Below are 14,562 nucleotides of genomic sequence, written 5' to 3' on the forward strand. Positions count from 1 at the left end.
GCACCGACATCAGCCCACCGGCCGAACCGCGGCACACGACAGAGGAGTGTCCCCATGGCAGCCGTTCCGCACGAGATCCCGCACCTGGCCGTCGAAGACTTCTTCGGCCCGCCCGTCCGCGCCGGCGCATCGATCTCGCCCGACGGCTCCAGGATCGCCTACCTGGCGCCGTGGCGGGACCGGCTCAACGTATGGGTGGAGGACATCGACCCGCCGGGCGAGGCGCGTTGCGTCACGTCCGACGCCAGCCGCAGCGTGCACGTCTACCACTGGACGGACGATCCGCGGTGGCTGCTCTACGAGCAGGACGGTGACGGCGACGAGAGGTGGCACATCTACCGGGTCGACCTCGAGGACCCGGAGGCCGAAGCGGTCGATCTCACCCCCTTCCCGGGGGCCACGGCCATGGGCTTCGAGATGGTGGCCTTCCGCCCGGGCAAGGCACTCGTGCATCTGAACCACAGGAACCCGGTCGAGTTCGACCTCTACGAAGTCGACATCGCCACGGGCGAGCTGACGATCCTGGCGCGGAACCCCGGCGACGTCGCCGGACTGATGCACACGCCCGACGGGGACCTGTACGCCCAGATCTGGACCTCCCGCGGGGACATCGAGTTGGTGCAGTGGCACATCGGGACGGGGGAGCGGCGCCCGGTCGCGACCTTCGCCGGCGCCGACCATCCGCTGGGCGTCAACCCGTTCCAGCTCACCCCGGACGGCACCGGGGTGTGGGCCGGCTCCAACCGGGGCAGCGACCGTACCCGCCTGGTCCGCCTCGATCTGGCCACCGGTGAGGAGTCCGAGGTCGACAGCCATCCGGATGCCGACATCGACACCCGGACCACCGTCTTCCCCACACTGCCCCCAGCCCTGATCCTCGACCGGCGCACCGGAGAGCTGCTCGGGGTGCGCTATCTCGGCGAGCGGCAGGAGATCCACGCGCTGGACGCGGACTTCGCCGACGTGCTGAGGAACCTGGAGGAACTGTCGGAGGGGGACCTCGGAGCTGTGTCGTCCGACAGGAGCGGCCGGCGCTGGGTCGTCACCTTCACCCACGACAGGGACCCCGGTGTCACCTACTTCTACGACCACGCCACAGGAGCGAGTCGCCTGCTCTTCCGGCCCTACCCGCACCTGGGCCCCCACGTCCTCGCCCCGATGACGCCGGTCACGATCACCTCGCGCGACGGCCTGGCACTTCCCTCGTACCTGACGCTGCCCGTCGGGGTGGAGCCGGTCGGTCTTCCGATGGTGCTGCTGGTCCACGGCGGCCCCTGGCACCGCGACAGCTGGAGATTCGACCCCACGGCCCAACTGCTGGCCAACCGCGGATACGCGGTGCTTCAGGTCAACTTCCGGGGCTCGACGGGGTACGGCAAGACCTTCCTCAAGGCAGGTATCGGGGAGCTGGCCGGGAAGATGCACGACGACCTCATCGACGCCGTCGACTGGGCCGTCGACGCGGGGTACGCGGACCGGGACCGCGTGGCCATCTTCGGCGGCTCCTACGGCGGTTACGCCACTCTGGTCGGCGTCACCTTCACTCCCGATGTCTTCGCCGCCGCCATCGACGTCTGCGGCGTCTCCAACCTCGTCACCTTCCTGCGGACCGTGCCTGAGTTCGCGAAGCCGCAGCTGTTCAACAACTGGTACCTCTTCGCCGGGAACCCCGAGGACCCCGCGCAGGAGGCGGACCTCAGGTCCCGTTCGCCCATCAGCCGGGTGGACCACATCCGCACCCCCCTCATGGTGGTCCAGGGCGGCAACGACGTCCGCGTGGTCAAGGCCGAGTCCGACCAGATCGTCGACGCCCTGCGCGCTCGTGGCGTCGAGGTCGAGTACATGGTCAAGGACAACGAGGGCCATGGCTTCGTGAACGCCGACAACAACATCGACATGTACCGCACGGCCGACCGGTTCCTCGCCCGCCACCTGAACCGCCGGCCGGCCGGAACGCCGTAGCAGCCGCACCCGAGGCACGAACTCAACGACAGAGCCGTCGCATCCCGTGCCGACAGCGGGGCGTGACCGTCAGCACATGCCGTACAGACCACACCACTTACCGGATTGATCTGAATCATGACTGAACCTGTCCGTCCCACCCACTCGACCACCGGCTCCCACGAGCAGCCGGAGGAGAGCACGAACCGTAAGGCGAAGCAGACGCCCCTGGAGCAGATGGGCGGCGCGTCGGGGCTGGTCTACACGATGCTGCCGATCGTCGCCTTCGTGCTCGCCAACGCCTCCCTCGGGCTGACGTCCGCCATAGGAACCGCCATCGGGGTCGCACTGGCGCTGTCCGTACTGCGGCTGGTGCGCAAGGAACCGGTCCAGCCCGCCCTCTCCGGCCTGTTCGGCGTCGCGGTCGCCTCGTTCGTCGCCTGGAAGACCGGATCGGCCAAGGGCTTCTTCCTGCTGGGCATCTGGTCGAACCTGCTCTTCGGCGGGCTCTTCCTCCTCTCGGTCCTCGTACGACGGCCCCTGGCGGGCATCGTCTGGGGCGCGCTCAACGGCACCGGAACTGCCTGGCTGAGGGACAAGCCCTCGCGGCGCTACTACGACATCGCCACGCTCACCCTCACGGGGGTCTTCGCGGCCAGGTTCCTCGTCCAGCAGTGGTTGTACGAGGAGGACGCCACGGGCTGGCTCGCCTTCGCGAAGATCGCGATGGGTTACCCGCTGCTCGCCCTGGCCCTCCTGGTGGTCCTGTGGGCAGCACGGAGCTCGGGCAAGCGGCTGAAGGCCCAGGGCGTTTCCGCGCCCTCCGTGCCTACGGCCGCCCTCACCACGATCCCGGAGAACACGTCATGCGACTGACCCTGCCCCAGCGTCTGTACCTGCTCTGCTACACCGTGGACAAAGAGAAGTTCGAGCTCTCCAACCTCCAGGGGCGCGGTCAGCTGCTGCGTGCCGGCACACTGACCGAGCTGGCCGTCGCCGGGTTGATCGGCACCGAGGGCGGGAAGGTCGTACGCCGTGCCGCCGTCGCGCCGCAGGGCGATCCCTTCCTCGCCGAGGTGTGGCGCGATCTGCCCGAGAGGCCGAAGGGCTGGCTCTCGTACGTGCACAACAAGGCACACCGGGCCGAAAAGCCCATCCGTGACCAGCTTGCCGACGTGGGTGCGATCACCGTGCGGCACGAGAAGAAGCTGGGAATACTCGGCGTGGACCGGGCCGTCGTCAACGATCCCCAGCAGGTGCTCGCCCTGCAGCGGACGGTACGCGACGCCGTGCTCGGCGGCTCCCGTCCGGACGCGGTCCCCATGGACGAGCTGGCCATGGCGGTGCTGGCGGCCGAAGTCGAGACGAGTAGCGTGTTCACGGGCAAGGAACGCCGCGCGCACAAGCAGGAGTTCAAGGCGCTCGCCGAGCGGTACGACGCCACCGTGCCCGGCCTGCGCAAGGCGTTGCGCGACTCGTACCTGTCCAGCAGGGCGGTCGGCGGTGGTTGGGGTGCGTGAGCCCTCGCCGGGCCACGACCGGGGGCCCATGGAGTGCCCTGTGCCTCAGGAGCGCAGGAGCTCGGCCATGGCCGCTCGTGCGGCGCGGCCTTCCGGGATGGGCAGCAGTGGATAGACGTGCACCATCCCCCGGGCTTCGTGGAATTCGACCTCGACGCCGGCCGCACGCGCCTTGCCGACCAGCAGGCGGACATCGGGATACGTGATGTCGGTGGTGCCGCTGAACACCGCGAGCGGGCCGAGGCCCCTGAGGTCCGTGAGCAGCGGGCTGACCCGCAGATCCTCCAACGGCAGATCCGCGCGCCACAGCTCGATGGCTTCTCTGAGTCCCGGCCGTGCCAGCCAGGGGTCCCGCGGCTCCACGTCATCGATCTCCGGGTTGGTGAGGCGGAGATCGAGAGCGGGGGAGATCAGAACGGTGCGGCGCAGTGCGATGTCTTCCTGGCGCAGCAGCAGGCCGGCGGAGAGCGCGATCTGCCCGCCCGCGGAGTCTCCGATCACCGAGATCTGTCCGGGACCGTGTTCGGCGGAGAGGGCGCGCAGGAGGCCGGCCGCCCGGGGGACGACTGCTGCGGCTGTCCCAAGGGGTGCCAGGGGATAGATGGGGACGATGATCCGGGTACCCGCCGTCGCGGCGAGATGGGCGATGAGTCTCCAGTGGTGGCCCGTGATCTCGTTGATCCAGGCGCCGCCATGCAGGTAGACGGCGTGGCGCTCCGGGCGTTGATCCTGGCCCACCACCTCGTAGACCGGCCAGCCGTGGTCGTCGCGCAGGCTGATGTGTACGTCGCGCCGAAGGCGCCGCGGAGGTCCGTACGGCTTCGGGCGCAGGCGGTCATCGGCGATCCGGGCCAGGGTTGCCCGCGGGTCCGCGTAACGGCGTTTGCGCCCCTGGACCGCGAGCACGGGCGGCACCAGACGGCTGGCGAAGCTGGCCACAGGGCTTCTCCTCGGTTCGATACGGTCGGTACGGTCGGTACAACCCTTTCGGTCCGCTCAGCGGCAGCCGGCTTTCCCCCTTCGTGGGGGCTCAGGCGTCGGCGGTGTCCAGGCGGGCGAGCGTGGTGATGATGCGCTCGTCGATGTCTTCCGGCCAGGGGAAGGCCCGGGTCACGGCGCGCTGGTGCGCGAGCCCGTGCATACCCAGCCAGAGTGCGACCGCGTCGGTGGAGGGGTCGGTGCTGGCGGAGTATCCGGCGGCCGCGCAGTCGCCGAGTGTGTCGACGAGGATCTGCATGGTCTCCGTGCCGAGTGTCGCCAGGTCCTCCTTGGTCACGGAGCTTTCGCCCAGGTCCGGCATCCAGAGTCCGCCGAACATCGTGCGGTAGCGCTCGGGGTGCAGCCGGGCGAAGTCGAGGTAGGCGTGGCACACGGCGTACAGGCGTTGCCGTGGGTCGGCGCCGGTCCTGTTCATGACGGAGCGCAGGTCGTTCTCCAGCCCGGTGAACTCCTGGCGCACGACCGCGAGCATGATGGCCGGCTGGTCGGGGAAGTGCGGGTAGATCGACGGGGCGGCGATCCCGACCCGGCGGGCGACCGACCGCAGGGTGATGGCGCGCTCGTCGCCGGCCTCGTCGAGCAGCTCCACCGCGGCGGCGACGATGTCGTCGCGCAGACGGCCGCCCTCGCCCCGGCGGTTACGCGCGCGCGTGCGTCCGGGTGTGGCCGACGCGGCTGTTCCAGTGTGTTCCATGCTGTCACCTTACATGCGAAAGGTTATTGAGGCATCCCCTTGCGTGCTTTGATTGACGCACGTAGCCTTACGAGCGTAAGTGAACGAGTGGAGTGTGAGGTTCGGATGCCCGAGGAGTGGTCAGGTGTCTGAGGCTGTGGGCGCCACTCGTGACCCGGCGGCTTCCCGGCGGGTCGCCCGTCCGCGCAACCGTCGAGGGGAGGGTGTCCGGCTGCGCGCCGAGATCCTGGCCGCCGCGACCGGTCTGCTCGATCACGACGACGGGCGGGATGTGACCCTGCGCGCCGTGGCCCGCGCGGTGGGGATCGCCGCACCCTCCATCTATCCGCACTTCCCCGACCGGTCGGCACTCGTGCTCGCCGTCGTTCGTGAAGCCTTCGCCGAGCTGTCCGGCAGGCTCGTGGTCGCCGTGGAGGATGCCGACGGCGCCGAACGGGGCCTGTACGCCGCCTGTTACGCGTATCTCGACTTCGCCGCCGCCCACCCCGGTCGCTACCGCGCCATGTGCGGCGCGCTGCGGAACCCCGTCGTCGCCGGTGACCTGGCCCGCCTCGGTGCGCAGACCCCGCGCCTCTTCGCCGGGGTCCTCGCCGAATGTGTCGCCGCCGGACGCTCGACCAGTACGGACCCCTCCGCCGACGCGGTCGCCCTCTGGTTGGGTCTGCACGGACTCGCGCATCAGCTCACCGTCTCCCATGCCTATCCCTGGCCCGACGACTTCGTGCGGCGCTTCGTGGCCCCGCTGTCCCGTACCTCCCCGCCGCTGGTTCCCGACGTGTCCGATGACAGTCACTGTCGTCAGCTGGTGCCCTGATGGCAGTGGCTGACATCAATCGGGTTTTCGTACCGCGTGTCAAAAACCCGTCGGTACAAGGAGGTCGTTTCACATGCGTGTTTTCGTCACAGGAGCATCCGGCTGGATCGGCTCCGCCGTCGTCCCCGACCTCATCGGAGCAGGACATCAGGTGGTCGGGCTGGCCCGTTCGGACGCCTCCGCGGACGCCCTGGCCGCCGCCGGGGCCGCGGTGGTCCGAGGCAGCCTCGATGATCTCGACGTCCTGCGCAGTGCGTCCGCCGCGGCGGACGGCGTGATCCACCTCGCGTTCAATCACGAGCTCGCGTTCGCGGGCGGGGATTTCAAGGGCGCAGCCGATGCGGACCGTCGCGCCGTCGAGGCGATGGGCGAGGCGCTGACCGGTTCGGACAAGCCGTTCGCGGTCGCCTCGGGGACGCCCGCCGAGCCCGGGCGCGTGGCGACCGAGCGTGACGGACACGAGATCCCTCCGGGCGCGGCCGACGATCCGGCGCTCGCCGGTCCCGCGGCCCGGATCGCCACCGCGGAGTGGGCGCTCGCGCTCGCCTCCCGGGGTGTGCGTTCGTCGGTGGTGCGCCTGCCGCGGACGAATCACGGGGAGGGGGACAAGGGCTTCGTCGCCAATCTGGTCAGCACTGCCAGGGACAAGGGCGTGGCGGGTTACTACGGCGACGGGACCAACCGCTGGCCCGCCGTCCACCGCCTGGATTCCGCGCACATGTTCCGCGTCGCACTGGAGAAGGCCCCGGCAGGGTCGACCCTGCACGCCGTCGCCGATGAGGGCGTGACCCTCCGCGACATCGCCGAGGTCATCGGCCGGAATCTGGACGTGCCCACTGTCTCCGTGTCGCCGGAGGACGCCCCCGAGCACTTCGGCTGGCTGGCCATGGTGCTCTCCGCCGATCAGCCGGCCTCCGGTGTGGTGACCCGCGAGCTGACGGGGTGGCAGCCCACACAGCCTGGGCTCATCGACGATCTCGGCAAGGGTCACTACTTCCGCACCCCGTCCGTCTGAGCCGAACGCCGAACGCCGAACGCCCGACGCCGGACAGCCAGGGCGGGACGTCAACCGAGTCCCGAGTCCCGTCCGGCCGTCGAGCAGCTCGCGGACGATGTCGAGATGGCCCGCGTGGCGCGCGGTCTCCTCGATCATGTGCAGGACGATCCACCGCAGGTCGGTGACCTCGTCCTCGCCCGGAAGGACAGGGCGATGTCCACGCGGAGGCGCGGAGGCGCGGAGAGCGGCGTGGTGGCAAGAACGGCGTCGGACCGCCGACACTGGTCACGGTAGAAGGCGCAGACCACATCCGGTGGCCGGGGCGTCGTCAACGAAGGGTGACTGTCGGGCCGGTCCAGCAGCTCGGCCGCCCCGGTGGCGACCTCCTGGAACCAGTGCCGCTCCGCGTACCCCTGGTGCTCCACGAGCCCCAGGGGGGTCCATCCGGAGGGCAGAACGGATGCGGTCAGGGCCTCGGTGTCGAGACCGTCGACAATCGCGAGCACACTGCCCCGCTGGGCCGTGAGGAACCCCGACAGCGGTCCCTTTTCGTCGTCTTCGTCGGTCATGGCGCGGATGATGCCAGCAGCCACTGACAGTGGGGCCCCAGCCGCAATTACCGGTGTCTTGTTGGTGCCGGCTCGTTGAGTTGGCGTGCCAAGGCCCGGGCAGTTGAAGGTGGTTGAGGGTGATCGGTTTTCGGATCGGATCGCTCTCGGAGTGCTCACGCGTGAGTTTCCGCCGGAGCTGGTGGATGAGGTGGTGGCGGAGTGCGGACGCACTGAGGAAGTCGACGTCTGCTTCCCGCACGGGTGGTGATGTATTTCGTGCTGGCGATGTGTTGTTCGCCCGTGTCTGCCGGCCCGTGGCCCTCCCGGCGACGCCGGAGCGTGGTTTCGGGGCCTGCGGCTGGTGTCGGTGGACGGGACGACCAGACCCGGTCACCGCGCCGGCCACAGAGCTGGCCGCGCTCTACGCCGAGCGTTGGGAGATCGGGACGGCCCTGGATGAGATCAAGATCCGGTCGGGGTCGAGCAGGAGATCTTCGCGTTCCTCCTGGTGCACCACGCCCTGCGCGACCTCATGCACCGGGCCGCCCAGCAGGAGAGAGAGGATCCGGACCGGCTGTCCTTCATCCCCACCTTGCGCGTCGTCCGCCGGCAGACCACCGGCCAGGCGGGCTTTTCCCCCGCCCGGCTCACCCGGGCGCTAACACAGAACCCTGCGTGAATTCACCGAACGCCTCCTGGAACCACGACGGTTACGGTCCAACCCGCGAGTCATCAAACGCAAAATGTCCAACTGGGCACTCAAGGCACTGTTCGACCTGGTCAAAGGCCCCGTAGCGGTGACCGCGACACAGGTGACACGGTTCGCGGGCAGGTTGGTGGTCGCGATCGACGGCACCCGGATCGCGCTGCCAGACGCGCCCGCGAACCTGTTGGTGTTCCCCAAGGTGAAGGCCGGACCGAACGGGCCCGCCGGTTACCCGATGCTGCGTTTGGTCCCGTTGATGGCCTGCGGGGCCCGAACCCTCATGAACGCTAGCAGGACGTACGTAGCGGTGGCGGTGCCAGCTTCGCCCGATGGCGCGAGGCGCCTCCCTCCGACAGGCTTCGGGCATTCGACTTGTCTAACTGGACAACGTTGGCCTATTACGTCAAGCTTGATATTCAACGTGGGAGTGTGATGACGATGGAGCACTGGACAGAACGCCAGATCCCCGACCTGGTGGGCCGGACAGCGGTGGTGACCGGGGCGAACTCGGGACTCGGCTTTGAGGTGGCGCGGGAATTGTCTGCGCATGGTGCGCATGTCGTGATGGCCTGCCGCAGCCAGGAGCGGGGCGCGTCTGCGGCTGAGAAGGTGGAGGCGGCCGGTCCGCGCGGGAGTGTGGAGGTCGCCGCACTTGACCTGGCGGACCTGGGCTCGGTGGCCGCGTTCGCCGCCGGCTTCCAGGCCCGTCATGGGCGCCTGGATGTGCTGGTGAACAACGCGGGCATCATGACGCCGCCCTTCTCGCGTACGAAGCAGGGCTTCGAGATGCAGTTCGGCGTCAACCATCTGGGGCACTTCGCTCTCACCGGCCAGCTACTGCCCACCCTGCTGGCTACGCCTGACTCGCGGGTGACCACGGTCACCAGCACCGGTCAGCACATCGGCCGGATCGAGTTGGATGACCTCAACTGGGAGAGGCGCAAGTACCGGCCGCTGGCCGCGTACGGGCAGAGCAAGCTCGCCAACGTGCTGTTCACCCTGGAGTTGCAGAACCTTCTTGCCGCCGCGGGCGCCCACGTGCGTGCCACGACCGCCCACCCCGGCTGGTCCAGGAGCAACCTCTCGCGCACGCAGGGCTGGTTGATGGACAAGGTCCTCGACCCGTATCTGGGGACGCCCACGCTGCACGGGGCCCGTCCGATCCTCCGAGCTGCCACCGACCCGTATGCGGCGGGCGGCAGCCTGTGGTCTCCCACGTACATGTATGAGCACCGCGGCCCGGTCGGTGCCGGGCGCATTGCCAAGCGCGCCCAGGACGCCGACCTGGCCCGCCGACTGTGGGAGGTCAGCGTGGGTTTGACCAACGTGGACTACGCCCCGCTCGCACAGGGAAAGCGGGTGCGTGCATGAGGGGCGGGGGCGAGCGGGAGCTGTCCCGAAGCGAGGAGATCGCCGACGCGGCGGTTCCGGTCTTCCTGCGCTTCGGTCTGCGCAAGACGTCCATGGACGACATTGCCGTAGCGGCCGGACTCTCGCGCCAGGGGCTGTACCTGCACTTCAAGAACAAGCAGGAGCTCTTCCACGCCTGCCTGCAACGTGTCGTCGCCCAAACCCGGACCGCCGTCACCCAGGAACTCCGCCGGACGGAACTGCCCCCGCACGAACGGCTGCTGGGCGCATTGACGGCAGTGCACGGACCCGCGGCCACCGCCACCAGCGAAGCGGTGAATGAACTACTCGCCGCGGCGAGCGCGCTTGGCGAAGCGCTCCTGCAGGACCTGGAGCGCTTCGTCGTCGACGCGCTCGCTGCCGTCCTGAGCGATGAGGGAGCGCCAGGGCGCACCCCGGGTGTGACCGCCGAAGAGCTGGCCTACCAGTTGTTCGCCGTCGCCGCGGGCGTCAAGCACCTCGCCGTCCCGCCCGAGGACCGCCCTCGGCACATCGAGGTCGCGATCGCCCTCGTCCTCAGTCCCCGCCCCCAAATGGAGGCGCCATGACCGTTCTCGCCTGCACCATCGACCACGCCGCAGGGCCCATCCAGCCCCGGGGGCACGAGCCGGCGCCGCTGGGACCACTGGAAGTGGACGTGGCCCTCACCCACACCGGCATCTGCCAGACCGGCCTCGGGATGATCGACGACCACTACGGCCAGTCCCGATTCCCCTTCGTCCCCGGCCCACGGAAGAAACGCTGAGCACCGGTATCGGCCTTAGCCGATCGTCACCACCCGCGCCCACGCCGGTGGCCCGCCCGGGACGTACTCGGGGTCGGACTCGTCGTAGGACGAGCGCCCCGAGTGGCGGCCGAACAGGCCCACCACCGTCCGGCAGGGCGGACGCCGGGACGGCCACGGTGTCTGGCCGTCGGTCAGCATCACCACGACGTCCGGGCGCGGGCGGGATTCCAGGGCGCGGGCGAAGCCCGTACGCAGGTCGGTTCCGCCGCCGCCCACCAGCTCGACGCCCTCCGTACCGCCGCACAGGGAGCGGACCCGGCCGGCCGCCGCGTCGCACGGCAGTACGCCGACGAGGTCGCGGCGGCCGCCCACGGCCCGTGAGATCGCCGCCACCTCGAGCAGCGCGCTGCCCAGCTCCGCGTCGCTGACCGAGCCCGACGTGTCGATCACCACGACGACCCGTGTCGGCCTGTGCCGCAGGCTCGGCAGCACGGCGCCGGGGACCGCCGCCGAACGGCGCGCCGGCCTGCCGTACACGTAGTCCTCGCCCGTGCCCGGCGCGGATGTCGCCGCTCGCACCGCCGCTCCGAGCAACTCCCGCCAGGGCTGGGGCGGGTGGAACGCCTCCTCGGCCCAGCGCCGCCAGCCGGCCGGCGCGTTCCCCGGGCGGCCGACGATGCCCCGAGCCACCCGGAAGCGGACCGCGTCCCGTTCCTGTGTGCTGAGGCCGTGCGCCCCGTCAGGGCCCAGGTCCCACGCGCGCGGGAGGCCGTCCGCGCCGCTGCCGCACTCCAGCCACGCCAGGTGGGCGGTGTGCGGCCCGAGCCGGAACTGCCGGAGGTAGTCCTCCATCAACTCGCCGTCCCGCAGACCCAGAAGCCCCGGGCGGACGCCCCCCTCGGGTGTCACCAGGCCATCGCCGAAGATGTCGTCGTTGATCTCGCAGTCGGCCGCGATGTTCAACCGCAGCCGCTCCGCAGGCCCGGTCAGCGCATGCTGGTGCGCGTACCGGTCGCTGCGTCCGTGATGGTCGCGCAGCAGGTGCGACACCTCGTGGACCCAGACGCCGGCCAACTCCTCGACGGACGTGCGGTCCACGAAGGCGGGTGACACGTAGCACCGCCAGTACGGATCGACGGCCATCGTCGGTACGCCGCGGGACTCCACGGGGTGCAGGGCGAACAGGGCCGTCGCCAGGTACGGGCGTACGCGCACCGCCTGAAGACGGGCCGCGAACAGCTTCCCGGTGTCCAGGGTGCTCTCGGCGACCTCGCGGGGGAGCGGCGTCCTGCCGCGGGTGGGCTCGTTCACCGGCCCGCCCGTGTGACGCCGATGGCCCGGACCTTCGCGCGGTCGGCCCGCTGGGAGACGGCCACGGCCCCGCTGAGCCCTTCGATGGACGCCGGAACCTCCCAGTCGTCGCGGCGCAGGCTCGCCAGCGTCGTCGCCGGGACGACCAGCAGGTCCGGGGCCCCGGTCTCCGCCGCTCTCGCCAGAAGCGCCCAGGCCGCGTCCCACCGGTCCTTCCCCGGGCGTGAGCGGACCGCGGCGACCACCGCGTCCAGCGCCGCCTGGCGCAGGTCGCCGCGCTCCGGCAGTTCCGCACTCCCGGGGTCGGCCAGCAGGACCTCAGGATCGGGCAGGTCCATCCTGTCGAGGTGGGCCAGGAACTCCAGCCCGGGGCCGTCCCCCACGGTCCCCCTGACCAGCATGGACAGGACGTCGCGTGACGCACCGGCCGCAGTCGCGAAGGCGGTCAGACACAGCGCCATGTCCCAGCTGCGCGGTGACGGCCACGCTCCGCCGCGTCCGGCCTCGCCCGAGGGCAGCCGGTGCACGAGGGCGGGCCGTGCGCCCAGCAGCCCGCACACCGCGCGACGCGCGAACGCCACGGCCTGGGGCAGCCGTTCGGCGTCGAGCACCGGCAGCGTGGCCCGCGGCCAGACTCCGGCCAGGCCCCGCACCACGACATCGGGGTCGTGGGTCCACTGCAGGTGCACGAAGCGGTTGGCGAGCGGCGGACTCAGCTCCCAGCCATCGGCCGCCGAGGACCGGGGGTTGGCGGCGGCCACGATCCGTACTCCCGGCGGCAGCCGCAGGGAGCCGACCCGGCGTTCGAGCACGAGGCGCAGCAGCGCCGCCTGCACGGCAGGCGGGGCGGTGGACAGTTCGTCGAGGAAGAGCAGCCCGCGGCCCGCCCGCACCAGTCGGACCGCCCAGTCCGGCGGTGCCATAGGGACACCGTTCGACGCCGGGTCGTCCCCGATGACCGGAAGGCCGGAGAAGTCCGACGGTTCGTGCACGCTGGCGATCACCGTGGTCAGCGGCAGGTCCAGGGTGCCGGCGAGCTGGGTGAGCGCGGCCGTCTTGCCGATGCCGGGCTCGCCCCACAGCAGCACCGGCAGATCCGCCGCCACGGCCAGGGTCAGCGCCTCCAGTTGCGGGTCCGGGCGTGGGGCGGTGGTGGTGTCGCGCAGCAGGGCGAGCAGTGCGCCGGACACATCGATCCGGGAGGCCCGGGGAGTGGAGGCAGGGGTGGGATCCCCCGGCTGGGGGGCCGCCGCGAGCGGGGTTTCGTCGAGCGGGGCGTACGTGGACATGAGGCATCACCTGTGGGGTCGTCGAAGGCGGTCGGGCGCCCGGTGGCGCGGGCGCGCGGGGGGGTGCGTGCGGGAAGGGGCCCGAGGTCAGCGGGCGGCCGCGTGCCGGCGCCTGGTGCGGTGGGTCGCGGGCCGGGAGGGTGGTACGGGCGGCTCCCGGCCTGGGCCAGGCCCGGTCAGCCCCGCCCTGAACAGGCCGTGTCCGACCCGCTGTCGGGCGGCTTCGAGCAGTGCGTCGCGCAGATCGCCGTCCCGGAGCCGTGCCCCGGCACCGAGCATGCTCTCGACCCTGGCCAGCGCACCTGCCGAATCCCCGTGGGCCAGCTGTTCACGGACATCGGTGATCCAGTCCGGCCTGCGATGCGTCGCGTCGATGACCTGGAGGCAGGGGAGAGGCGTGCCGGTGAGCGCGGCGAGCAGTTCCTCCCGCCGGAGCTCGGCGGGATCGTGGTCCAGCGCCACCAACACCCCGTCCATCGGGGCGATCCGATGCCGGGCGCCCCGGCAGTCGACGACGCGCGGCGCGGCAGGGCTGCCGGCGTCCGCCCCGGGGGCGACGGACGTGGTCCGTGGTCCTGTGGGCTCCAGAGCAGCCGCGACCAGAGGGTGCAGCCCGTCGGATGCGATCCAACCGTCACGCAGCAGCTCCAGGTCGGGCAGAACCCAGGTGGCGGCATCGGGCAGTACAGGAAGTCCGGCACAGGAACCCGCGCGTACGACCTCGGCCGACAGCACCTCGGTGGATCGGTCTGTGTCCACGGAAGCACCCGGGAACGCTCGCACGCGCAGGAGGAGACGGCGTCGGGCCCCGAGCCGCACCGCGACACGGCCCCCATCGTCGTGCCCCTGCGCTCCCAGCAGCAGCGCCGCCTCGGCGGCCCACCGGTCGACTGCGTACGGTCCCGCGTCCGGCAGGGACGAGGCCCACTGCGGTCCGGACGGTCCGGACGGTCCGGAGGGGCCTCCAGGTCCGCCTGCCCCGGCACGCACGAGGAGTTCGCCGCTGCGGCTCGCGTCCCACAGATGGCGGTGCAGATCGAGACGGAAACGACGGTCAGGTGTCCGGTAGCCGGGTGGCCATGTCTCACGCCCGTACCCGTCCCACAGCGCGAGGCTGATCCGCTGTCCGCCCTCAGCCCACGCGGGAGCGGTGCGCGCGACCAGATGCACCGGGCGGGTGCGCCCGGGCTCGTCGTACCGGACGAGCGTCACGGACGTGCCGGGCCGCAGAAAGCCGTCGGGTGCGGTCCTGGGCATGTGCCATCGCAGCAGGTCGGGCGCGAGCCGGCGCAGGTCGGCCCGGAGGCGGGAGGCCAGGTCCTTGCCGTACAGCCGCCCGACGGTACGCAGGTCGAGATCGACGTCGAATCCGGCGGCGGCACACGCGCCCGCCCAGTCGCCGGCGGTACGCCGGGCCGTCGCGGTCTCGATCATGAGGGGCGGCACGGCGATCTCGCGCACGCGCAGCCAGAAGGAAAGGCGGGAATCCTCGAACGCGGTTCCGGTGAGCATCAGCACTCACCTTGCGCGGACGGGACCCCCAATCTGTCAACACATCGAAGAGTCATCGGCGGGAGCGTAGCCCGGGCCCCGTACGGATAGC

13 protein-coding genes and 3 pseudogenes are annotated in these 14,562 nt (G+C 70.9%); 10 read left to right on the forward strand and 6 right to left on the reverse strand.

What is annotated here, in order from left to right; all coding sequences use genetic code 11:
- Positions 1 to 54 precede the first annotated feature (54 nt).
- From AB0C75_RS10175 to AB0C75_RS10185, 3 genes are all read left to right on the forward strand, one after another.
- On the forward strand, positions 55 to 1,962 hold the full coding sequence (locus AB0C75_RS10175; RefSeq protein WP_362888932.1) for a S9 family peptidase: 1,908 nt from the start codon (positions 55 to 57) through the stop codon (positions 1,960 to 1,962).
- Positions 1,963 to 2,079: 117 nt separating this feature from the next.
- Entirely contained in the window at positions 2,080 to 2,817 is a 738-nt protein-coding gene (locus AB0C75_RS10180) for a DUF3159 domain-containing protein (RefSeq protein WP_362888934.1), read from the forward strand.
- Positions 2,808 to 3,461, forward strand: coding sequence for a GPP34 family phosphoprotein (locus tag AB0C75_RS10185; protein WP_362888936.1), 654 nt, complete (start codon positions 2,808 to 2,810; stop codon positions 3,459 to 3,461). The genes AB0C75_RS10180 and AB0C75_RS10185 overlap by 10 nt, the downstream gene beginning before the upstream one ends.
- Before the next feature lie 45 nt (positions 3,462 to 3,506).
- On the opposite strand, the gene AB0C75_RS10190 is transcribed toward AB0C75_RS10185, so the two are convergent.
- Together AB0C75_RS10190 and AB0C75_RS10195 are read right to left on the reverse strand one after the other, a co-directional pair.
- Positions 3,507 to 4,400 carry an alpha/beta hydrolase gene (locus tag AB0C75_RS10190; protein WP_362888938.1) on the reverse strand — a complete coding sequence of 298 codons (894 nt, stop codon included), beginning with the start codon at positions 4,398 to 4,400 and terminating at the stop codon, positions 3,507 to 3,509.
- 91 nt (positions 4,401 to 4,491) lie between these two features.
- Complete coding sequence (locus tag AB0C75_RS10195) at positions 4,492 to 5,154, reverse strand: TetR/AcrR family transcriptional regulator (protein WP_362888940.1); 663 nt, start codon at positions 5,152 to 5,154, stop codon at positions 4,492 to 4,494.
- 124 nt (positions 5,155 to 5,278) lie between these two features.
- Here AB0C75_RS10195 and AB0C75_RS10200 point away from each other — a divergent pair, with 124 nt between their 5' ends.
- Both AB0C75_RS10200 and AB0C75_RS10205 read left to right on the forward strand, forming a co-directional pair.
- Entirely contained in the window at positions 5,279 to 5,968 is a 690-nt protein-coding gene (locus AB0C75_RS10200; RefSeq protein WP_362888941.1) for a TetR/AcrR family transcriptional regulator, read from the forward strand.
- Between the two features lie 73 nt (positions 5,969 to 6,041).
- A complete protein-coding gene (locus AB0C75_RS10205) occupies positions 6,042 to 6,983 on the forward strand; it encodes an SDR family oxidoreductase (RefSeq protein WP_362888943.1) in 942 nt (313 codons plus the stop codon).
- 63 nt (positions 6,984 to 7,046) lie between these two features.
- Here the strand turns inward: AB0C75_RS10205 and AB0C75_RS10210 are convergent.
- A pseudogene (locus AB0C75_RS10210) lies at positions 7,047 to 7,534 on the reverse strand (DinB family protein); the annotation flags it as partial.
- Positions 7,535 to 7,619: 85 nt separating this feature from the next.
- Between AB0C75_RS10210 and AB0C75_RS10215 the strand changes: the two are divergent.
- The 5 genes and pseudogenes from AB0C75_RS10215 to AB0C75_RS10235 all read left to right on the forward strand — a co-directional run.
- Positions 7,620 to 7,807 (forward strand): annotated as a pseudogene (locus tag AB0C75_RS10215) (transposase domain-containing protein); the annotation flags it as partial.
- Between the two features lie 110 nt (positions 7,808 to 7,917).
- Positions 7,918 to 8,195: pseudogene (locus AB0C75_RS10220) on the forward strand (transposase); the annotation flags it as partial.
- A 465-nt stretch (positions 8,196 to 8,660) separates the two neighbouring features.
- The gene (locus tag AB0C75_RS10225; protein WP_362888945.1) at positions 8,661 to 9,593 is read left to right on the forward strand and encodes an oxidoreductase; all 933 of its coding nucleotides are present in this window, start codon (positions 8,661 to 8,663) and stop codon (positions 9,591 to 9,593) included.
- On the forward strand, positions 9,590 to 10,180 hold the full coding sequence (locus tag AB0C75_RS10230; protein WP_362888947.1) for a TetR/AcrR family transcriptional regulator: 591 nt from the start codon (positions 9,590 to 9,592) through the stop codon (positions 10,178 to 10,180). Before AB0C75_RS10225 ends, AB0C75_RS10230 begins: the two co-directional genes overlap by 4 nt.
- Positions 10,177 to 10,377 carry a hypothetical protein gene (locus AB0C75_RS10235; RefSeq protein ID WP_362888949.1) on the forward strand — a complete coding sequence of 67 codons (201 nt, stop codon included), beginning with the start codon at positions 10,177 to 10,179 and terminating at the stop codon, positions 10,375 to 10,377. The genes AB0C75_RS10230 and AB0C75_RS10235 overlap by 4 nt, the downstream gene beginning before the upstream one ends.
- Before the next feature lie 15 nt (positions 10,378 to 10,392).
- On the opposite strand, the gene AB0C75_RS10240 is transcribed toward AB0C75_RS10235, so the two are convergent.
- The 3 genes from AB0C75_RS10240 to AB0C75_RS10250 all read right to left on the reverse strand — a co-directional run bounded on the left by AB0C75_RS10240 (position 10,393) and on the right by AB0C75_RS10250 (position 14,471).
- Positions 10,393 to 11,670: a VWA-like domain-containing protein gene (locus tag AB0C75_RS10240; protein WP_362888951.1), complete on the reverse strand. Its 1,278-nt coding sequence runs from the start codon at positions 11,668 to 11,670 to the stop codon at positions 10,393 to 10,395.
- Positions 11,667 to 12,959 carry a MoxR family ATPase gene (locus AB0C75_RS10245; RefSeq protein ID WP_362888953.1) on the reverse strand — a complete coding sequence of 431 codons (1,293 nt, stop codon included), beginning with the start codon at positions 12,957 to 12,959 and terminating at the stop codon, positions 11,667 to 11,669. Before AB0C75_RS10245 ends, AB0C75_RS10240 begins: the two co-directional genes overlap by 4 nt.
- Before the next feature lie 87 nt (positions 12,960 to 13,046).
- The gene (locus AB0C75_RS10250; protein ID WP_362888955.1) at positions 13,047 to 14,471 is read right to left on the reverse strand and encodes a hypothetical protein; all 1,425 of its coding nucleotides are present in this window, start codon (positions 14,469 to 14,471) and stop codon (positions 13,047 to 13,049) included.
- Between the last annotated feature and the right edge of the window lie 91 nt (positions 14,472 to 14,562).

The sequence above is a fragment of the Streptomyces sp. NPDC048565 genome (genome assembly GCF_040650935.1).
GTDB lineage: Bacteria > Actinomycetota > Actinomycetes > Streptomycetales > Streptomycetaceae > Streptomyces.